The organism is Vibrio sp. Y29_XK_CS5 (assembly GCF_024181835.1).
Taxonomy (GTDB): domain Bacteria; phylum Pseudomonadota; class Gammaproteobacteria; order Enterobacterales; family Vibrionaceae; genus Vibrio; species Vibrio harveyi.
Genome location: NZ_JAMZAM010000001.1, coordinates 667946 through 689515, shown reverse-complemented (window position 1 = coordinate 689515; position 21570 = coordinate 667946). Strand labels below are relative to the sequence as shown.

The window sequence follows — 21570 nt, the reverse complement described above, 5'->3', positions numbered from 1 at the left end:
GGTATCCCTTACTCTTCTTTCGCTTCTTGGTCATCGCCAATGCTTAGTTCATCCAACAGTTTCTTTCTCGCTTCTTCATCTTGAAGAACCGATGCGATCTTCTTACGGAACGCAGGAACGTTACCTAGAGGACCTTTAAGTGCAACTAAGGCCTCGCGAAGCTCAAGCAGGCTGTTTAGCTCAGGTACGCTTTTCGCGATCGCTTCAGGAGAGAAGTCCTTCATGTTTTGGAACGTCAAATCAACGCCGATTTGACCACCTTCTTCATCAGAAAGACGGTTTTCAACGTTAACTTTAACGTTTGGAGACATGCCTTCTAGCACTTCGTTAAAGTTGTCTTTATCGATATTGATTGGAGTACGTTCTTCGATTGGCGTCTCATCTGCACGTGCAGTAAAATCACCAACAACCATCATGCTCAGCGGCAGCTCTACGTCATCTTGCGTATCACCAGTTGCTGGAACATAACGGATATTAATTCGCTCTTTAGGAGCCACCGAGCCGTCACGTGACATAATTAGTTCCTTATTTAACTCTTTAATTAGTCATAAATTGCTTTCCACTCTTCATACTTCTCAGGCAAAAGGTCCTTACTTCTGAATAACTGATGGAGTGTTTTTCGAATCAGGTCTTCTAACTGTGAAGATAAGTGGGGTTCCCAGCTCGCGAGATTAAACGCTTTTTGTACTTCCCAACCCTTCTCAAGATAAGGCAGACACAACGGGTATAATCCAACAGACTGGCAAGCTGCTATCAATTGTAAATACAGCATGAACTGTCCACGTCCCGAGCTATCCAGCTCAAGTTTGCGGGCAAGTTCAGCGGCATATTCCCCTAGATTTTCTAGAGTGATATCCTCCATCGGCAGCGAATCTTCTTCAGAAATCACAACCGTTTGAACAACGGGTTGAGAAGACGAAGAAGTTGCATCTTGAGTCGATAACCAGCTCAAGGTAGCTTCATCTGCAAATGGCAAAGAATTCTTAAATGTGAGGTACTCGATGCCCTCTAGCGAATCAACAAAACGCTTCACTTCCTGTTTCACAGCAATTGCTGCGTCATCAAAACCCAAGTTATTGAGCATCAAAGACACCAAGTAGTGACCCGTCAGCCAAAACGGCGCATCAGTTAATGTGCGCTCCAAGCGTTTGATGGTGTCGATATCGCTTTCTTGATTGGCTTTATCTCGGTATTCCGTTTGTTGATCGGACGATACCGCCAAACTCAAAGGCGTTTGATTGTTTTGATGATCAGGCAGACCGTCAATGTCATCCCACGTTAGATGACGATAAATTCGGTAAGCCAGAGGATCACTTGGGTTGGCATGAAGCATCACTTCCGCGACTTTCTTCAAGGTGCGTTTCGAAGCGGTTGGCGACGAGAAGTCCGTATCGATATCGACTTCTTTTGTGACGGCTTTCTTAACTGGTGCAGGTTTAGAAGTCTGCAAAACCGTGTTAGATGCCGTAGTTTGCACATCACTCTGCGCTGGCGTTTCTAACACTTCGGCTTTGGCAGGCTGTGCTGCTGGTGTCGCTTGTTCTATAGCTGCTGTTGCATCGTCGCTCTGATTGTCGACAGCAACTTGTTGAGACAACACATTTAACTGCGTACGAATCTCGAAGAAGTCCGCTTCCGAGTCTTGATAAACGTCGTCGTACTGACGCTGTACATCTTCGATGGTTGAAATACAACTTGAAACTAATTCCCAAGACTGAGGGCTTTCAGCCAACTTGCTGCTCACCAACTTAAATTGATGGTTCAGCCACTCCACTGCGCCATCTCGACCTCGCTTTCGCGACGGATACAGTTCAACACCAAAACGATTTAACGCCTCACTAAGCAGCTTCAGACCTTGTTCAAAGCCTTGCAGTCCAAACTCTTCTGTTAGAGCGCGAACGAGGTAACAAATTGCTTTTAAATCTTTGCTGTGATGCTCTAGAACTTCAGTGGCATGTGTTTTTACGACGCTCCAATCTACCGTTTCACCAAACAATGAGCCGAATTTCTTTACTTCGGATTCCATCATTTCATAGCAAAATTCGTAGCGAGCATCCTCACCTACAGGTGCGGAATCAGAGATGGGAGCGAGCAAGCGTTCAATTTCAATGACTGACATTAACTTCTCCCCTCTGCTAAGTAGTCTCTCAGAGCGCGTTCAACCGCGATTGCACCACGCGCAGGACGAGAAAGTTGATGACTTTTATCAATGGAGTCTCTAGCCATGCTCTCAAGCAGGTCGGTAATTTCGCCAAATTTCTTTGGGGCATTTCGCTCAAGGTCGGATAGTGAATCGTGCAGCTTTTGCTTATCAAATACGGATTGCTCAGTGACTGTACTAAACAAAATGAACTCGCTTCGAGCAACAATGAGATCCGTCACCTTTTTGTTGAGCTCTGGCGTATTACCAAAGTAAGCTTTAGCGGCTTTAGCCTCTTCAATGGCTTTGGTATAAAAGTGATCTTTTGCGTGTGAATCGATAGACGCATTGATATTTTCCATCACTTTGTTTGGCAAGACTTGGCTATAGAAATAAGCTTCAGATTGATTTAATAACCAAGCAGCTTTCATTTCTTCGTCTGCAAGCTTTGCTTCGCCATCGAGGATTAAGTTCGCAATCTGTTCGTCTTTACTTCCTGCAACAGCAGAGATCTTCATTGAATCTATCGAAGCAACATTCAAACCAGCCATCACTTTGGTCAAGGTTTTGTCTGCGTATGGGAATAATGCTCCATCATCAACGAGTTTTTCTCGCAGCGTGACCAGCTCTTTGCGTAAATCCACCAGCGTTTTTGGTAACTCATCCGCCAAAGCTTGATAAGACGTCAATTGAGTCTGATTCTTTTTGTACAACTTAGACAGTTTCATTTGTTGTACTTGGTAAGCTTCACGATAAGGCGCAGTCGAAATCACGTCTTTTTCCATATCGTTAAGTGCAGTTTCAATCGCCCAAGGGGGTTGAGCCAAAAAAGAAGCCGTTTGCGCTGGTTTGATGGTGCTCACCAGTGGTGTTTCCGTTTGCGAGATAGGCTGCGACTTAACGATCGTTTTCCACTCTGGCTGATTCTGCTGGTACAAGTAGTGACCCGTTACTGCCACCACACTCAATACCAAACTCGCTTCTAGCACTTTAAAGCGACCGTAACTCGCTTTATCTTGAGGTTTACAGTGTGTCAGTAATAAATCGGCATTGCGTAAACTGCTAAAAATAGGTGCATTCGATTGTGAATCAATAGATTGAGTGTCAATACGTGCAAGTTGCTGGGCAAAGGAAATTGCCGTGTAGCCGTGTCCTCTTGGGTTATTAATCACCTGCTTAAGCAGTTTCCAAATATGGTTTGGAATTAATGCCGGACGTTTGCGATCTTTTAACTGTTTGTGCCAAGCATCACCAAAGATCGAACCAATAAATAGATGACCAGTTAATAGCGCGAGCGAATAAACATCGTCTTGTGGTTCTGTCGTACCTGTCTCGAGATACAGGGGTGACGCATAACTCAAACTCGCTTCAGCATGAGACTCGTTTTCACCGATGTAGCGCGCGGCACCAAAGTCGATCAACTTAACGTAGTCGCCCTCACTAACAAGAACATTTGACGGCTTAATATCAAGATGGCAAATACCTCGGGTGTGCATAAACTCCAGCGCACCCGCAAGTTGATACACTAACCAAGCAATGTGGTCGTGGCGAAAACCTTTAGAGGAATGGCGTTCCATCTTCTCTGCCAGTGATTCACCTTGAATCCACTCGTACATTAAATATGGGCGTTCGAATTCGTTACCGATCTTAATAAAATCAGCGACGCTTGGGTGCTGAGAGAGCTCTAATCTGCTTGCTTCATTGACCAACATTTTATTGGCAATATCTGGGGCGTCTTCATTGACGACTTTACAGCAGATTTGTTTTTCTGGTTGACCCTTTTTGGCGAGGTGATAGACGGTCGTCCTACCATTTTTCGATAACAGTGTGTCTAGCACATCAAATTGTGAAAAAAGTACATACTCAAGCTTTGGCTTATTTTTTTGCGCCAATCTTTGCTCGTTTTGTTTCTTTTTCTCAATGGCTTTAACAACCAATTGATCAATATAACCTTTGGCTGCTCCCTGCTTATCTGACACTTTGCACTCTTTTATCGAACAAATATTATTAGGCCGAAATAATATTTGCTGAAACATCCTTGTTTCAAGGCTGGTATTTAAAACGAACGGTAAACCTATTACTTTAGTGATAATTACTAAGTTATTAGACTCATTAACTTACGCTTTCACTACATCAATTATGTTGTTTTTATCGAGTAAAGGTTCTTGAAAAGACTTCAAGGATATTACTTTAAGAATCACACTAGCATGCCAATAATTGAAGCATCCCTTTGTCGCCATTAAAATCAAACATTAATAACGATGCCGGTTGGTTAAAGTGATGATTTTTAACCGTAAACACGATAAGCGCAAGTGACGAACAACTGCCCATCGTTCCCCATAACTCATTGATAAGATTAGGTTGTTCTGGATCAATAAAGCGTTCTGCTTTAGCACCTAGAGCAAAACCATAATCTTCCGTATGCGCGCGCAGGTTTGTCATGTCTGAATAAACTTCACCAAACGAATCAAGTTTTTTACTCACTCGCTGCACAAGTCTAAACATGCCTCTTCGGTCTGCGGTATTCAATTCTGTGTCGATATAACCAAGCTGTGCTTGAGGCTTAAGTTTCAATGTTTCTAAAGTATTTCTTCTGCAAAGAATTAACCCCGCTCCCCCCTCACTCGGAATAACACCCCATGGGTTATTCGTACTCATTACCATCGCATCGTCAATAAGCTCTTGCATCGAACTCACCGTAGAGTCCACGCTAATGCACATCATGGCGTCGTATTTATCCATAGACTTCATTGCCTGTAGCACGAAGCTAGGACCGCTTGCATGCACGGCTTCAACCACAGAAAGAAAGTCAGAATAGTCACTTTCACCGAGCCACTCTTGTATCTTCACTAATGAAATTGTCGTTGGCACAGAAATAAGTAACGGAATCGGCTTCAAGGAGCGAGGTAGTTGAACCAAAAGGGAATCCAGTAAGTGAGCCGTTAGCTCACAGGTTTTTCCAAATAATTCGCTCTCTTTCGTGTATTCGATTGTGGCAAACGTAAATCGTTCAATACCGTCTTTACCAACCATTTGATAAAACCTAGCTAAGTCCGCCTTTGCCACGCTAGTAGCAACGTCCAGGTTCATTCCTGTAGGCGTCATGACTTCCATGCCTAACACGTAACGACCGGTTGAATTAGGCATGCTCGCTTACCTCTTCTAATAGGGTGATAGACGTAGAGACCAACAAATGTTCTTTGCCTTGACAGGGAAACGCGGCTGTATAAGTGATTGATACGGCTTTCTTTTCAGTATCAACGAACAAGGTATACATCGCCATATCGACCTGGTAGCTGCCGTCTTTAAAAGTGGCGGTTGCACGATACTTCTCTTTAGGAATGCGAAATGAAAGCGTGTCATCATGACAAAAGCCGCTCATCATTAAACGCTCGCCTCCATGAAGAAAACCTTTGCATTGTTGGTCGGTGGGCGCGCTTTGAAAAAAGCGCCTATCGAAGTCCAGCGGTAGCATTGGTTTGCGATTTTCAATCCAATCTTCATCAAACGTGCCAGCCAGTTTTTGGCGAGACTCAAAAAATGGGGGAATAGGTCCAAAGCCCGCCACTCGCAGATTTTTTGAAGTAGCACTCCACTCTTCTCTCGGGTAGAAAACCGAGGGCACTTTCTGCTCAAGTAACGCTTTATTGGAATCAGCGACACCACCGCCAATTCGGTTACGTAAGTCACCACCGATCGCGCAGGTGTAATCAATATCTCTTTCTATAAAGGGCGTCGGTTTACTGAGTGTGATACTCCCCCCGTGTTCAACCCACACGCGCTCTCCGTGGATAGCGAGAGTCTTATCGATATGACCATCAATCAGAACTCGGCACTCTTGGTATGTCACTGGCTTTTTCGCGTAGCTGCGCGCTTTGCCGTAAACAAGTACATCTGTGTTGTCTTTGGTATACGCAAACTCGTGGTCAACTTTCATCGCAGAGAAGCCTTCTTCGCCCAAATATTGGGGATCATCGAAGATTTCACTTTCACCTAATTCGTGCCAAACCACTCCATCGAATTGCCAAGTACGTTTAGCGACAACAACCCACACTTCATCGCCGTTTTCATCACGTTGAAAACGCCCTTTAAGTGATAGCTCTGGGTTGGCTTCAATATCCCATAACTGCATTGCTATTCCTTAAGTTGAATCGTTCGATCGCCGAAGGTGCGGCTTTTAAATTGTTAAAGTTCCAGTCTTGCTGATGGATCGGCATAGCCATATCCCATGGCACATAAGCTCTTGATTGAATACAGATTTGACGCCATAGCCAATCGCGGAACATGACATCAACATTGGCATCTTGCATCGCCGCTAAAGTAGATTCGAAGCTCAATGCATAACCCATACGACTGGGTAGGTTTTGGACATACTTTTCATCTTCCACCCACTCGTTAAGCAAATCGATAATCTCTCCCCACTCATGCTCAACGCCAATGTCTTGCGGAGTCAGGGGAAGAAGTTTTCCGTAGACCACATACAATGCTTGAATCCAAACTTCGCCTTCATCTTCTTCTAAACTTTGCAAGTGATCGATGATTCTAGGTACTAGCCTGTGATCCCCACTCAGTGCAAAATCGACAGGAGCTAACGAAGAAGAAATATCAAACACTTCAAACTCTCTAAGCTCCAATAATTTTGCAAAAGTGAGTATTTGATCAGAAGGCAACTGACTCCGTTCAGTACCAAAATACTGACGGAACCAAGTGCCTCGGTCGCGTTTAGTAATCAAACGTTCAAACAGATACTGTTCGCCATTAGCATTGTCGTTGATCCATTCAATACCCTCTTCCACATCCTGCAACGCCAGTAATGGCAAAGCGATATTGGAAAGGATGATTTCCGCTTTGTGCCAACGTTTAATCAACGCAACACTCAATGCTTGGCGGACACGTAGGCACTCAAAATAATACGCGCTGGCTTTCACTTTACCTTCGATAAGTTCAGACATCACACTATCGATATGCTCTACTGGCGATTGCGTAACAATCACCATAGCGGTATGCCTGTCTAGCTCTTCGAGTAAACTCAGACCACACAAAAGGTTATCAAGCTCTGAGCCTAACTCTCCTTGAAGCATGATCCAGGTATAGATTTCTGGCTCTTGGTTTCTTAATTGATGAATCAACCCCGGTGCTAATCGATAAAACGATAAGTAAACCTGCTTGAGCTCAGCAATTTGGCGCTCAATGAGCTTGAGATACTCCAATTCACGACTTGGATAACCACGTTTATGAATTTGGACTCTTTGCCTAATTAAGAATCCGAGGCTCTCTGAGGCGATAGAAAGCTTTTCGTTGCAAAAGGTCAGCCATGTTGCTGGCAGTTGGGAAAGGTCGCTCACTGCACGTTCGGCTTTCGCCAACGCACCTTCAACGTCTTGATTGGTTATAGGTGCCTTTAGGTGCTCGACACCGATTCTTTGTCGCATCTACTTATCCATTGTTAGCGTACGAGAACGCGATAGCAGTCAACTAGTAGCAATTAGTTAGTAATGGTTAGTTATTAACAATCAGCTCGTTGTGCTCAGTTAATTGCTATCGTTCCACCTTGAATTTTTTGTGCTTTTTCTGCTTGAGAGGTGACGTACTTAGCTTTTGTGGTGATACGACCATCGCGCCCGCTATAGCGAGTTTCTGTCTCTCCGCTTTTAACGATCAGCTCCTGTTCTGTCTCAATCACCATCTTTTTGGCTCTTAATACAAATTCGTCAGAATCATCCAAAATGGAAAAGAATATGTCCGTCACGAATGGCAAGCTTAAGTCTTCGTTCAGGAATTCAATTCGACAACTTAACTGGTTATCGATGGCCATTTGTAACTCAGAACGACGAAAGCCACGCCCTAACCTTGCGGTAAGTGGCTGGTTAAATGGATTTCCATCAAAATCAACTCGAACACTGCCTGTGGATTCGTTGATGGCGACTATGGTTCCAAAGCGCGAAAAGCAAGCCGGAGTATCGGCTTGCTGTTTCGTGATAGTTTCTGTAGTAAGTGGTTGTTTTTCCATCATTAGTTAATCGCTACGTTACCACCCTTCACGACGACTTTATCGCTGCCCTCAATGGTGATTGAAGAGCCAGACAGCTTGATTGAGCCATCACTGTTCATCACTAATGAAGAGCCGCCTGTTTTCAACACAATCTTGTCACCACTGATGATTTGCGTCGCACCGTCGGCTTTGTATGATGTGTTACCTTTGACCGATACCGTTAAATTGCCGCCTACGGTTTGATTGTCATCGGCACCGATGTCCGAACTCTTAGACGCCCCTACCGTCAGGTTACTGTTTTCACCCACGTCCAAATCGTCGTTTTTACCGATCTTAGTTGTGCGGTTATCGCCAATTTCTAAATCAGAGTTATTCTTTACATACTGAGTTTCGTTGGCGTTGTAAGTGACGGTTACATCTTGCTCTACGGTCTCGGTAAATGTGCTGTTTACTTGCGTAGTCTTATGACCATCAATGGTTTCTTTGTGGTCACCATGCACTTCGTTGGTTTGATGACGCGCTACCTTTAAGAACTCATCCTGACCGATATCGCGGTAACGGTTGTTGAGTACTTTAGTCGACATATCTTTTTGAGCATGAATGTAGACTTCTTCTTGGTTTGCTTCGTCTTCAAAACTCAGCTCGTTGTAGCCTGTCCCCTTGTGTGTTTGGGTACGGAACGTAGTACGCGTTTTGTTCTCAGGTAGCGCATAAGGAGGGAAATGCAGACCGTTGTACACAGCCCCAGTCACTAACGGACGATCTGGGTCACCCTCAAGGAACGTGACGACCACTTCATGACCAATACGCGGCAAATACACAGCCCCCCAAGTTGGCGCTGCCATCGATTGACTTACACGAATCCAACAGCTTGAGTGCTCATCGTTATCACCATAGCGATCCCAATGGAACTGAACTTTAATTCGTCCGAGTTTATCGGTGTAGATCTCCTCACCAGCAGGACCAACCACAACAGCGGTTTGTGGACCATCAACAACAGGTGCAGCCAATTTAGGCGCTCTAAATACCACATCGCGTGGAATACAAGAGAACTGGTTGTAGTAAGTGGTTGGCATACCACTCGTTTCGTCTTCATGCACCTGTGGATCTTGCCCTGTGTGCATGACAGATAACATGAGGTAGTCACGGTTGATTTCAGCACGAGGATGTTCACTGACATTAAAGCTGTAACCAGATGCTAAACGCATCACATCACTGCTCGCTTCAACCTGTTGATTATCAACAATATGTTCAGACATCCATTCCGTCGTTCTTACCTGCCCCATCGCAGGGTCCACGTAACGACCAGGGTAATCAAACTGCTTCAAGTCTTGGTCAAGATCGCCCGCATGTGTCATCTCTTGCGGGATCTTTGGTTGCTCATAGTTATAATCCGTGTACGTAACCTGACCCGTTCGCACCCGGTTAACTAACTCTAGATCGGAGATGTGCTCACGATCGGCAACGCCACCACCATCAGCATGATAAACAATCGGTCCAATGTAAGAAGCATTGATTGGCGAACTCACCAAAGGTGCAATCGCATCATTACTATCCACTATTACCATGGTGTGATTTGCATCAGTATGGTCGAAGTAGTACCACATACCGTGCTCAGCCATCATGCGCTGAACGAAATGCAAGTCCGATTCACGATATTGAAGAACGTATTCTTTGGGAGGATATATGCCTGAAAGCTCGAAGCGATAATCGGTGACAGCCCCATCATCCAGCACTTCAGTAATAATATCTTGCGCAGACTTCTGCTGGAAAATTCGACAATCTTGACGCTGAGATAAAAACCAAGCTTGCGGCACCAAAACCAATTGGTATCGAGAGAAACGGCGCCCAGTCCCCAAATAGCGAACTTCATTCACGACACCGTTAAATACACGTGCAGCACCAACACCTTGTCCATAAAGGGTTAATGTGCCCGCTTTTCGTATTAACGCATCAAAAGAGATATCTGGATCAAGTGAAAGTAATGAGAGACTGATGTGAAAAGGTTTCGAAAGCTCTTCATTCACTTGAAAACTTTCTACTCGAAATTCATGCCCACATCCAGGCACTTCAAATTTAAATTCTACGTCATTCACCATATCTTTTACCTGATACAAATAATCGGATTAGGGCCAACAATTGTTGGCCCTGAATCTTTACGCAAAGAGCAATTAAGCTTCGCGTGGAGCACGCCAGTCGTCGTTACCCGCTGTACCACAGTTTTCGTGAGTCACTTCAATTGCACGGTAAGTGAACTTAAGTACTTCTTCTGTCACACGGTCTGCGGTTGCTGCGTCTTGACAGTGGTTCATACGAGTTTGGATATCTACAAGTAGCGCATCAATCAGTTTGATTGAGTAGTAGTGCTCTTGCTTACCTTGAACTGAAGTGCGGTAGAAACGAATCACACATTCAGGAAGTTTTTCACCAGATACTAGTGCGTTGAATAGTAGTGGAGAAGAACGGTCTTGAACTTTAGTTACAACAAGTGGGCGGTGTACACGCTGACCAGTTGGCTGACCGCTTTGTGGGTCACGTGGAACAGTTAGCACGTGATCAAGCTCTTGCACTAGGAACTCATCAACGTGAGCTTCTTGCCATGTGTTACCTACAGAGTCCGCAGAGTAAGTATCTTTTGTAATGTGACCTTGAGTTTCACCGTTGATAGACATATATGCTGGAGTTGGCATCGCTATTTCCTTTTCTAAAATCTGTTTTGTTTAATCACCAAATCGCTTATCACCGCGACTACTTGGTATATTCAAACTCCATGCCAACTAAAATAAACAATAAAATACAATAACTTACAAGAAATCAGCCATTATTTACCTATTTGTTAAGTACAATTTATTGGTTGAAAAACCAAAAAATTGGATTCAGATAATAATAAATTGTTTCGAATATAAAAAGTGGAAATAACCATATAACAACAAGACAATAAAGTTAATAAACCTAGCCTTTTGGTTATATTCACTATTAATTAATTCAAAATAACAAAGTATGATTCGCCACGATAAATATTACCACTAATACTCTCATTAAAATCACCAATAAACGCTAGTTAAAACATCTTGATAAAAAAAGAGCATTGTCACTTTTAGTATAATAGCCATTACATCTTTTCCTCTAAAGAATTAAATGGTCATGATAAATATAAACCTTTCTTCATTAATTCAGCGTCTACACCCGATAGCAAAAGTTGCACTAGAAGACGCAGCTGCACTTGCAGTTTCTGAAAAAGCAAACGAAGTTCAAATTGAGCACTATTTATTGAGTCTATTAGAAAGACCAAATAGTGATTTTGACGTCTTATTAAGTCATTTTGATTGTTCAGAGAACTTATTAAGACAATCGGTTCTATCTACTCTCGATACCAACGCCAAAGGGAATGGCAGCAAACCCGTTTTTTCTGCTTTATTAATTGAATGGTTACAAGAAAGCTGGCTGGTTTCTTCTTTAGATCTGTCTGAAACACAAATCCGCTCCGGTGCTCTACTCCTTACTCTTGTTAGCAACCCTCTACGTTACGGTCAACACGGTTACGCCTCTATCCTTGAAGCCCTAAATCCTGATAGTCTCAAACGCAACTTTGCAGAGCTAACGAGCCACTCTATCGAAGCGCAAGTCGCCACGTCAGAAAACACTCAAGCTCGTGAAGATGGCTCAGCACTGAGCAAGTTCACGACCGACTTCACTGGTAAAGCACGCAAAGGCGAAATCGATCCAGTATTCTGCCGTGACCAAGAGATCCGCCAAATTGTGGACATTCTTGCCCGTCGTCGCAAAAACAACCCTATTGCGGTTGGTGAGCCTGGCGTTGGTAAAACAGCCGTCGTTGAAGGACTAGCACTTAAGATCGTGCAAGGCGATGTGCCTGACAACCTAAAAGGTGTCGAGCTTTATGGCTTGGATATGGGACTTCTACAAGCCGGGGCAAGCGTAAAAGGTGAATTCGAGAAACGCCTAAACGCTGTATTGGATGAAGTGAAAAACTCGCCAACCCCTATCATTCTTTTCATCGATGAAGCACACACACTAGTTGGTGGTGGTAACCAAGCAGGCGGCAGCGATGCTGCAAACTTGCTAAAGCCTGCACTAGCCCGTGGTGAAGTCAAGACAATCGCAGCAACAACCTGGTCGGAATACAAAAAGTACTTCGAGAAAGATCCTGCCCTTGCGCGTCGTTTCCAACTTGTGAAACTCGACGAGCCTTCTCCGGAACAAGCGGCATTGATCATCCGTGGTTTGCGCCCTGCTTACGAAAAATCACACAATGTATATGTTCGCGATGATGCCATCACCGCAGCTGCAGCGCTCTCAGCTCGTTACATTTCGGGTCGCCAACTGCCAGATAAAGCCATTGATGTTCTAGATACAGCATGCGCGCGTGTGAACATCAGTCTAAATGCCATTCCTGCGTCTGTAGAAACACTTCAACAAGAGCTTGCTGCACAACAGCGCGAGCTCGAAGCCCTTGAGCGAGATGCGCTACAACAAACAGGCGATAAACACAGTCTTGCTAATATTCCAGACCTAAAACTGGCAATGGAAGCAACAAAAGAAGAATTAGCAGAACAAGAAGCACAATGGCACAAAGAGAAAGAGCAAATCGAAGAAATGATTGCACTACGTTCTCGTTTACATGAGTTAGTGTCTGCTGAAACCGACGAAGAACAGCAGATTACTGATGAAGAATCAGAACATGAGCAAGACATTTCTCCATGCGCAGAAATGGATGAAGAAGCAGTTCGCATTGCAATTTCAACATGCCAAGAACAGCTAGACGCGATTCGTGGCGGTAACCCTTTGGTTCACTTTGAAGTGGGACCAGATGAAGTAAGCCACGTTATCTCGGACTGGACAGGTATCCCAATGGGCAAGATGCTTCAAGACGAAGCAGAAACCACTCTCAAGCTAAAAGAAAGCCTAACGCAAAGCATCAAAGGTCAAGAATACGCTATCGATGCACTGTCTGAAGGTATCCAAACTGCAAAAGCCGGCCTAGGAAACCCAGACGCACCGACAGGTGTATTCCTGCTCGTTGGTCCAAGCGGTGTGGGTAAAACCGAAACCGCTCGTGCAATTGCCGACCAAATGTTTGGTGGTGAGCGCTTCATGACGACCATCAACATGTCTGAGTTTCAAGAGAAGCACACGGTATCTCGCCTAATCGGTTCACCTCCGGGTTATGTAGGCTACGGTGAAGGTGGCATGCTCACAGAAGCCGTTCGCCAACGTCCATACTCAGTTGTATTGCTTGATGAAGTTGAAAAAGCAGATCCAGAAGTGTTGAACCTGTTCTACCAAGTGTTCGATAAAGGTACACTGAACGACGGTGAAGGTCGTACTATCGACTTCAAGAACACGCTAATCATCATGACTAGCAACCTTGCGACGCATGAGATTGAATCTTTGGTTCATCAATCAAAAGACATCGATGCCAACATCATCGCAGAAGCCATCCGCCCGACGTTGAACCAGCATTTCAAACCAGCGCTATTGGCACGTATGTCGGTACTGCCATTTGTTCCGCTGTCTGATGAAGCAATGACAGAAATCATTCACCACAAACTCAACAAAGTCTCTCAGCGTCTACAGAGTCATCATAAGTTGTCTTTGAGCTACGAAGATAACTTGGTTGAGTTCGTACTTGGTAACTGTCGTCTTGCTGAAACAGGTGCGCGTAACATTGATGCGGTCATCAACCGTCAACTACTGCCTCAGCTATCGACTCAGCTACTAGTGCATGACAAGGATGATTCACATACGCAAATCGAAGTGTCTGTCGATGAGCAAGGAACACTAACCTATGCGTTCAGCTAACCATAGCGAACTTAGCAACGCCCTACTTGCGATCAGTCAATCTTTGGCTGATCGCAGCCAGCTTACCCAAACCTTAGATGCCGTGTTGACTGCTGCGAGACAAATGACCCTCGCTAAGCACGGCATCATTTATGTTTTGGATCAGACTGGCCAGGCGTTGATTCCAAGTACCGCTCACCATAACGATAAAACGATTGTTTCCCACCCTTGGGAGGCATTGCAGATAGATTCCGCTAGTGAGAACGACCCATTTAACTTTGCCATTCGCAATGGTGAGGTGGTGTTGATTAACGAGTTGTATAAGTACAACGGCTACGACTGTGACAGCATTTATCTAACTGAGCAGACGCTTGGATTAAAGAGCGAGAATTTACTGGCTTGGCCTTTGATTGATAGCGAAAGTAAGACCATTGGACTCTTGGTCTTGCTCGACTTAAGTGTTATCGACAACGAAGCCGCACTCACCGAGTTCTGTCGCATGGCCGCAAGCAATATTCGCCAAGCGGTTTGGTTAGAGCAATATGGGCAAGTGATCAAAAGCCTGAGTGCCGATAACCAAGCACTGCTTCGTGAGAACACTCAACTCAAAAAGCGTACCCAAAAAACCTATCAGGGTCCTATTGCAGAGAGCGAAGAAATGCTCAATGTCTTGAATCGACTTGATAAGGTGTTATCCCTTCCTGTCGATGTGTTATTGCGTGGTGAAACGGGCGCTGGTAAAGAAGTGATCGCGAAATACATTCACGAAAACTCTAACCGAGCAGAGCAACCTTTGATCGTTCAGAACTGTGCCGCAATCCCAGAGCAATTATTAGAATCGGAACTCTTCGGTCATAAGAAAGGCTCATTCACTGGTGCAGATAAAGACAAAGTCGGTCTGTTTGAAGCAGCCAATGGTGGTACGCTTTTCTTAGATGAGATCGGCGATATGCCAATGCTACTGCAAGCAAAGCTTTTGCGTGTGCTACAAGAGCGTAAGGTTCGCCCTATCGGTGCTAGCAAAGAGATTGAGGTAGACGTTCGCGTAATCGCGGCCACCCACTGTAATCTCATGCAGCAAATCAAAGATGGCCGATTCCGTGCCGATTTGTTCTACCGTTTGAATGTATTCCCGATTACCTTACCACCGCTGAGAGCACGTCAGTCGGACATTATTCCACTTGCGGAACATTTTGTTCAGCACACGACTAACACGTTAGGTTTACCACAGGCACCAGGCTTAAGTGCCAACGTCCGTAAACAGCTTCTTGCGTACCCATACCCGGGTAACGTGCGCGAGCTTAAAAACATCATCGAACGCTCAGTGCTACTGTCAGATTTTGAAACCATCACTCACATTGAGTTTGGTGAACAAATACTAGAAGATGTGCCAAGCTTCGAAGTTAATGCTGTCTCCCCTGTTACCGAGCAACCTGAACAGCCAGTTCAAGAACCAAGGCGTTCTGATTCTGACGATGGCTTGATGGGTCTTAAGGAAGTGGTCAGTCAGTACGAGCGCACAGTGATCATCGACTGCTTAAATGCCTGCAACTGGCACACCAAGAAAGCCGCCGAACAGCTGGCTCTACCAATGAGTACCCTCAACCACAAAATGAAAAAATACGATATTTCTGCAGCGGGTTGATTGGAGAAACGAGAACTCCTACTTCAGTTTTCATTGATAAGAAAAGAAAAACCGCCCGAAGGCGGTTTTTTTATTTGTTGAGAATCGACGCTTCAATTATGGTTGCCAAGTATGGGTCTCTAATCCAAGTTACCAAACGTTCTGTACGCTCGTCTGGTTTCAGTTTTGCCCAGTTGATGTACATATCTTTATCAACTTTATAGCTTGGGTCTTCACAATCAGAAAAATAAGATAATTCATCTACATTTTTGTACTGCCTGCCTAACGACATCTCAAAGCTTCCAAGTTTGAACGGCGTCTTTTCCGCTGTATTGCGTTGTGTTAGAGAGGACACCTTTAGAACTGCTTCTTGGAATCTACCAGATGTCGAAACAACGGGGCCAAATGGTCGAAGTCCCTTGATTTCTTGCCCGTTCAGCGCTTTAAATGCGAACTCGAATCGAGACGCGTAGACGACCTTACCACCGAAATCTTCTTCCATGTCTATGTTGGATAGAGCCTCAGAGACAAAATCTTCGCTTATATTTTTGTTAATCACATCGCTGTCATCTAGCATCCATTTAGAACCGTCCTTCTTTAGTATCCCAATATAAGTAAGGTTACTTAGATGCTCAGGACCAGAGGTAGTTTCAGATCCAAATACAGCTTCATTATCAAAAGTGGTTGAGAGCTTTAGTGAAACTGGAACACTCTGCCATTCAAGATTTTGGCCCTGATACGACTCTTTTCTGTGCTTGCCACAAATGAGCATAACTTCCATAGCGAATGACTTCTTCGAAGTCCAATCAAAGCCTTTTAGCTCATCTGCAGTAGTGAACATACTGTCCTCGTTCATAAACTGTCGTTTATTCCCGTAGTTGACCGCAATCGCACTGTGCTTAATGTCATCGATAACAGGCTTTGTCGGGCCTTTATGAGCTTTACTATGTAAGACAAAATCTAGCGTTAACAAATCTTTCTCTGACACACTATTTCCGTTCGCCAAAAAGCCCGATTTAGCAGAGAGTGTATAGTTATGGTTTGTATCAACCCCTACAGGAATCTGTCTAGGTGACGTAATAAATCGTCCGACTGTCTTGTCCACTCGTACTGGTAGCTTATAGTTGCTTCCAGAGAGAGTGAACTCATAGGTCATATTTTTGAAGCCACCGCTGTTTACATATTCTTTGAGTACATCTTGTTGGGAGTCAATTTTTATCACCTGCCCAAAAATCGGACCGAGAGCAACTTTAGATAAGTAGCCGCTATAATCGACTAAATCATGCTTGGCGATCAAAGGCTTCACTCCAGAGAAGACATCATCACCAAAGTAAAAATACGGCTCAAACTCACAACCAATAAGGACTTTGCTATCTGCTTTTTCCGCCTCAAAAAATTCGGCCAACTCACCTTTGGGGTCTACACTAAATTCCTCGTGTTTCATCGGTTTGAACATCAAATTAAACTTAGGTCCACTGGTATTAAGTAAACCGTCAGTGCGCTGATAAGACATCTCACACTGAAACACATTTGACGTCATCTGTTTTAGACTTTGTTTGCCTAACACCATTTGCCACTTCAAACGGTGGAAAGGCGATAATCGCACCTTTTTATTTGCTTTTAATCGTGCCTTCTCCCACTCATCAAAGGTGACCCATTTAGAGTTGTCATGAGGCTCAGAGACTAATAACCTAACGAACCCTAGGTCCTCTTCTGATAATTTTTTAGACTCAACATTAAACTGTGTCGCAAACTCCACTAAGCCTCGTTGTTGATCACGATTATAGAGCTTGTCTTGCACTGGAAACGCGACATTAAACGCCCCAGAAACGTCTTTCCTTTTTGGAGCAATATAGTTGGCTTTGTTACGAGTGATGATTTGTTCAGCGATTTCTTCACCGTAACTTTCAACTAACTGCTTGTGTCCCTCACGACGCATGAGTTCTTGGAGCCACAAGTTACACAAGTTTTCTTTTAACTCTGTGTTTAATATCCAGCCGTCGGTTTCGATATATCGCTGAATGTATTCATCGATGGCTAATACTTGCCACTGCTTTGTGAACTCTTGTTCGCCCTCAGCACAAGCTCTTTGAATCAAAAGTACCAAACCATTAATAGCAAGTGCACGGCGTTGATAGCGCTTAATCAACTCCTTTGCACCCGTTGCTTTTCCTAGGTGCTCGACTAACGCCTCTGAAGACGTAAAATACATCTCGGTCAATTGAGTATTAATTTCAGCCAATGAATCAATAATCTCTGTGGTTTCATGGCTAAGTTGTTCAATCGCAGATATGCTTTTTCTAACTTCGTTGTAGGAAGACAAGTAATAATCGAAGAGCGCAGAGTCTAGCAACTGGGCGCCACTCATCAGCATTTTCCCGCCTTCTTTGACAACGAAAAAGCCTCTTGCTGCCTGTCCTATTATCGGAACATAGCAAGCCATACCAACGATCATCTCGAAGATAGCTAGCTTGAGCTCTTTTGCAATTGCTTCTTCTCCCAAGTTCGCATTTAACTGAGCTAAACGCGCTTGCTCCATAGCCTTAAAGCCGAGTCGACTCGGTGGAATTCTCGCCGCAAACTCTTGTAGGTAGATTCGAACCTCAACACGTCGGTTAATATTAAGTTGAGCGTTTTCGCGTTTGATTTCGTTGTTTGGTACCTCGACTATCGGTCGACGTTCGCCAAAAAATCGAATGTCACTGACTGAAGAAAAGAACTCAGCAACATGCTGCGCTCGCTGTTGCGAAAGGTTTTGGTTATATTCTGAATCACCGTTTTGACAGGCATGCCCTTCGATTTCAACAACGGCATTTGGAATCTTGGATAATTCTTTATCAACAGCAGCCAAATATGACAAGTGAGGGGCTTGAACCTGATTGTTATCAAAAGGAAAAACCAAGCGTAAACCGGCACCTTTATGGTCTTGAACAAACATTGCACTGTCTTCAGCAACGTCATTCGGAATGCTGTCAGTAAACGTTACATTGTCGCCTAACTTATCTATGATTTGCTTAAGTAGTAATTCCCCGCTCTTCAGACTTTCTTTCCAGACTGGTACCCAGTTCAGATAATCACGTGATACCTGCTCAAAATAACTTTTCCTGAGTTTAGCTTTCTCTTCTGCTAAGCGTAATTGCTCGGTTTTGTCAGTGATCTCTTTTATCTCATAGAAGGTGTTAATTGCATTGAGCCCGGCACCAGCAAAGGGCGACAAAAAGCTTTTGACACTGCCGTTACCTGTCAACCACGTTCTAGCAGCACTCCCCGCCACAACGTGGGCATTACCATTTCTCGCAGGTTCAATAACCTTGGTAAAGAACTTACTTTTATCAAACCCTTTCTCTTTGAGAAGCGTTTTTAAGCCCACTTGAGCTGCACGCTCAGATTCCGATGCTGCTTGGCGTAAATCTTGAAGAGTTTGGTAAGCTGCTGCAGTCGCCGATACCCCAAATGAAAACTCCAATGCCGAAATCATGGCTGGGGGTAAAGCGCCCTTGTCTACTTGCCCCCAAAACGTATTTGCTAAACTTCCAATCACGTCGTGTTTACTTGAGGGATTTTGATGAATATTAATGCCAGCATTAACCAAACTTGGTGTAACTTTTGTTCCAATCTCCCACAGCGCTGCACTCATACTGGCAGTCGTTCCGCTATTCTCTAGGTTTTCAAGCTCCCCCATCCGGAAGGCTTGTAGAGCTTTAAACTGCGTAGGAAATTGGTATATCAAAGACTCTTCAAGTGAGATCATGTCGCCCGCAACAACCGCGATCTTACCAAACGGTGTCGTTTGGCTAAGCGTGATGTACTCTCGTAGCTCGTAGGTGACTCTGGAGATAAGTCCAAACTCATCATACTCTTTGGTTACATTAGTGGCATTCTGGGCAAATTCGGGAATTTTACCTGCAGACTCTCGGTCGAAAACCACTTCAATGGTGTACATGCCATCAGTAAAATCCTCTGACGCCAACGGAAACAACGCGATTGGACGATGCGAACCGCTGATTTTATCAAGTTTAGCCTGCGTTACAGTGTCCTCTTCTTGTAAGCTTTTATGTGTACTCGTTGTCTCGTCGAAACGCTTTACATCAACAATAGCGAGGTCATAATCATCGGTTGAAAACGCTACAGCGAGAAATGAAAAAGTTGGCACGATAAAACCACGAATGGGCTTATCTTCAGGTACAGAGTCATACCATTTGTTATATGTAACTTGCTCATCAGTTAGCGCTTGAGTACCTACTTCATATTTTGGTGCGAGCTGTGAACGCTTTACTTCTGTAACAGCATATTCCACTTTTTTTTCTAGCGAGTTAAGCGTTTGATCACCGCCATACCCCTTTAGCTTTTCTAAGATAGAAGCGAGGTCTGCGCACGCCTTTTTGATTGGGCGAGCCTTACTCTGCGCACCAATCGCCAACTCTGTAAGCATTGACCATTCAGGAAAAGACAGCTTATACGTCTTCTGTGTTAGTTCATGTACGGGCGAACGCAGTGCCAAAACCTGATTGACGTTGGTTTTTGGGTTTTTCTGCGTTGAATCACCGAGTACATGTAAACGGCCTAAATCGTCTGTCGCCCAAAGAGCAGCGCTTTCCTCACCTAAATTTATGGCAATAGGAAGACGTGACATAGGGCGGATATTTTTCAACTCTTCTAATGAGGTCAGATCTTTTTCGATATTAATCGCTCTATATTGAGGGTTCTGTGCATCCCCAATATTAGGAAAATCGACACCGAACAAATAGACATCTGTTGGTAAATACTTAAAGTTATTACTCATCGTTATCTACCTCCAGAAAGCGTCCATAATTAGCATCGGCATTATATAACACTGGTGTTATCGTGTTTTGACCAGATTGAATCACCTTCCATGACTGAGCACCATTTCCATTCATTTCATAACGGAGATCTGGCCCATAACGTCTTATGGTTATTATTGCTGCTCCTCTTTGTGTTTCATTACCGTTGTTACTGATATTGCCCACTTTAGCATAAACGTTCTTTTCATCGCCTTCCTTAGAAAACGCAAGCCACGTTTTTTCTTCAACGTTGATCAGCACCTTACGATACGAGTTTATTCCCCATACATACTTACCATTAGGGCTGATCGCAATTTGGCGGTAGATACGCTTTTCAATATCGACGGAGTCTTCAAACTCTTTTTCAGGTAAAATAGTGTATAAGCGTTTGAGTGTCTTGGCGTCATAAACCCCAACCCCCAAGCCCGCGGCATTGATTAATTTGCCGTCTACAATGACCGTATTTTCAGACAACGGTACGTCTACCTCTTCTTTGATTCCTGTCGCGAGTGTGTATTTATAGCGCTTAAAACCGTCTGAGAAATAGATGTAGCTAGAGTCATCCGCCCAGACCAAATATGGCTTGGTGCGCGCACTGCCCAACTGAATGGTCTGTTGCGTTTTTAAGTCAAAGATCGCTTTTATCAGAGGCTCGCCATAACTGTATGCGTATGCCACATAACGATTATTAGGGGAACGGCTCGTCACAAAGGTCTGAGGTGACGCCATACTTGGCATATCATCCGTAACTAAACGTAAATCTGTCCCATCAATTTTCACGCTCCAAATTTTGTAGCCATTTTCGTAATCGTTTACGAGAGGGTCTCGTGAGCTGACATTATTCCACCAAAACTGAATTCGAGGTTTGTCATAAGAGCTCGCATCAGACAAGTCTTCACGAGGCCACTCTTTTGCTCTGCGAACAGCATAGCCTGGTTTTACGGGAAGTGTACCTGGGTATTCAGGCTTGGACAGATCTTCAGAGTAAACAATAAAGTTGTGCTCACTTTGCCATTGGCAGCGTGGTCCGGTTACATCTTTGCGATCGAGTGACGTTGTTTCACCGACATCGTAACAAGCCTTCTGAGTAGGTTCTTTTTCTACGGATTGTGTAGTTGCAACATTCGAAGCTTGATTACTTTCGTCACCACAGCCTGCTAATAACATAACTGTCGAAAGAAGTGTGATACTTAACGTTGTTCGTTTCATT

The 21570-nt window shown here is 44.2% G+C and carries 13 protein-coding genes; 2 read left to right on the top strand and 11 right to left on the bottom strand.

Going from position 1 to position 21570, the window contains the following annotated elements; translation table 11 throughout:
- Window positions 1-8: 8 nt before the first annotated feature.
- The 9 genes from tssB to NL647_RS03035 all read right to left on the bottom strand — a co-directional run bounded on the left by tssB (window position 9) and on the right by NL647_RS03035 (window position 10822).
- Window positions 9-515 carry a type VI secretion system contractile sheath small subunit gene (gene tssB / locus NL647_RS03075; protein ID WP_005449476.1) on the bottom strand — a complete coding sequence of 169 codons (507 nt, stop codon included), beginning with the start codon at window positions 513-515 and terminating at the stop codon, window positions 9-11.
- Between the two features lie 26 nt (window positions 516-541).
- Window positions 542-2119 carry a type VI secretion system protein TssA gene (tssA, locus tag NL647_RS03070; RefSeq protein WP_253649608.1) on the bottom strand — a complete coding sequence of 526 codons (1578 nt, stop codon included), beginning with the start codon at window positions 2117-2119 and terminating at the stop codon, window positions 542-544.
- Window positions 2119-4119, bottom strand: coding sequence for a protein kinase (locus tag NL647_RS03065; protein ID WP_005449479.1), 2001 nt, complete (start codon window positions 4117-4119; stop codon window positions 2119-2121). Before NL647_RS03065 ends, tssA begins: the two co-directional genes overlap by 1 nt.
- A 223-nt stretch (window positions 4120-4342) precedes the next feature.
- Window positions 4343-5287: a hypothetical protein gene (locus NL647_RS03060; protein WP_253649607.1), complete on the bottom strand. Its 945-nt coding sequence runs from the start codon at window positions 5285-5287 to the stop codon at window positions 4343-4345.
- On the bottom strand, window positions 5280-6272 hold the full coding sequence (locus NL647_RS03055; protein WP_253649606.1) for a DUF2169 domain-containing protein: 993 nt from the start codon (window positions 6270-6272) through the stop codon (window positions 5280-5282). Before NL647_RS03055 ends, NL647_RS03060 begins: the two co-directional genes overlap by 8 nt.
- Window positions 6253-7572 (bottom strand): hypothetical protein, encoded by a 1320-nt coding sequence (locus NL647_RS03050; protein WP_045491067.1) that lies wholly within the window; start codon window positions 7570-7572, stop codon window positions 6253-6255. The genes NL647_RS03055 and NL647_RS03050 overlap by 20 nt, the downstream gene beginning before the upstream one ends.
- A 95-nt stretch (window positions 7573-7667) precedes the next feature.
- Window positions 7668-8153 (bottom strand): hypothetical protein, encoded by a 486-nt coding sequence (locus NL647_RS03045; RefSeq protein ID WP_009696466.1) that lies wholly within the window; start codon window positions 8151-8153, stop codon window positions 7668-7670.
- Entirely contained in the window at window positions 8153-10231 is a 2079-nt protein-coding gene (gene tssI, locus NL647_RS03040; RefSeq protein ID WP_009696465.1) for a type VI secretion system tip protein VgrG, read from the bottom strand. The genes NL647_RS03045 and tssI overlap by 1 nt, the downstream gene beginning before the upstream one ends.
- 72 nt (window positions 10232-10303) lie before the next feature.
- Complete coding sequence (locus NL647_RS03035; protein WP_005449492.1) at window positions 10304-10822, bottom strand: Hcp family type VI secretion system effector; 519 nt, start codon at window positions 10820-10822, stop codon at window positions 10304-10306.
- A gap of 454 nt (window positions 10823-11276) precedes the next feature.
- Here NL647_RS03035 and tssH point away from each other — a divergent pair, with 454 nt between their 5' ends.
- Together tssH and NL647_RS03025 are read left to right on the top strand one after the other, a co-directional pair.
- Window positions 11277-13955 (top strand): type VI secretion system ATPase TssH, encoded by a 2679-nt coding sequence (gene tssH, locus NL647_RS03030; protein ID WP_253649605.1) that lies wholly within the window; start codon window positions 11277-11279, stop codon window positions 13953-13955.
- Entirely contained in the window at window positions 13942-15579 is a 1638-nt protein-coding gene (locus NL647_RS03025) for a sigma-54-dependent Fis family transcriptional regulator (protein WP_253649604.1), read from the top strand. The genes tssH and NL647_RS03025 overlap by 14 nt, the downstream gene beginning before the upstream one ends.
- A gap of 70 nt (window positions 15580-15649) precedes the next feature.
- On the opposite strand, the gene NL647_RS03020 is transcribed toward NL647_RS03025, so the two are convergent.
- Together NL647_RS03020 and NL647_RS03015 are read right to left on the bottom strand one after the other, a co-directional pair.
- The gene (locus tag NL647_RS03020; protein WP_253649603.1) at window positions 15650-20341 is read right to left on the bottom strand and encodes an OmpA family protein; all 4692 of its coding nucleotides are present in this window, start codon (window positions 20339-20341) and stop codon (window positions 15650-15652) included.
- Window positions 20334-21569: a hypothetical protein gene (locus NL647_RS03015; RefSeq protein WP_253649602.1), complete on the bottom strand. Its 1236-nt coding sequence runs from the start codon at window positions 21567-21569 to the stop codon at window positions 20334-20336. The genes NL647_RS03020 and NL647_RS03015 overlap by 8 nt, the downstream gene beginning before the upstream one ends.
- Window position 21570 lies beyond the last annotated feature (1 nt).

Excerpts from the sequence above, each read along its gene's own strand:
- NL647_RS03020 (WP_253649603.1), bottom strand. The coding sequence starts at position 20,341 with ATGAGTAATAACTTTAAGTATTTACCAACAGATGTCTATTTGTTCGGT.
- NL647_RS03045 (WP_009696466.1), bottom strand. The coding sequence starts at position 8,153 with ATGATGGAAAAACAACCACTTACTACAGAAACTATCACGAAACAGCAA.
- tssI (WP_009696465.1), bottom strand. The coding sequence starts at position 10,231 with ATGGTGAATGACGTAGAATTTAAATTTGAAGTGCCTGGATGTGGGCAT.
- NL647_RS03025 (WP_253649604.1), top strand. The coding sequence starts at position 13,942 with ATGCGTTCAGCTAACCATAGCGAACTTAGCAACGCCCTACTTGCGATC.
- NL647_RS03035 (WP_005449492.1), bottom strand. The coding sequence starts at position 10,822 with ATGCCAACTCCAGCATATATGTCTATCAACGGTGAAACTCAAGGTCAC.
- tssH (WP_253649605.1), top strand. The coding sequence starts at position 11,277 with ATGATAAATATAAACCTTTCTTCATTAATTCAGCGTCTACACCCGATA.
- NL647_RS03055 (WP_253649606.1), bottom strand. The coding sequence starts at position 6,272 with ATGCAGTTATGGGATATTGAAGCCAACCCAGAGCTATCACTTAAAGGG.
- tssA (WP_253649608.1), bottom strand. The coding sequence starts at position 2,119 with ATGTCAGTCATTGAAATTGAACGCTTGCTCGCTCCCATCTCTGATTCC.
- NL647_RS03015 (WP_253649602.1), bottom strand. The coding sequence starts at position 21,569 with ATGAAACGAACAACGTTAAGTATCACACTTCTTTCGACAGTTATGTTA.
- NL647_RS03050 (WP_045491067.1), bottom strand. The coding sequence starts at position 7,572 with ATGCGACAAAGAATCGGTGTCGAGCACCTAAAGGCACCTATAACCAAT.
- NL647_RS03060 (WP_253649607.1), bottom strand. The coding sequence starts at position 5,287 with ATGCCTAATTCAACCGGTCGTTACGTGTTAGGCATGGAAGTCATGACG.
- tssB (WP_005449476.1), bottom strand. The coding sequence starts at position 515 with ATGTCACGTGACGGCTCGGTGGCTCCTAAAGAGCGAATTAATATCCGT.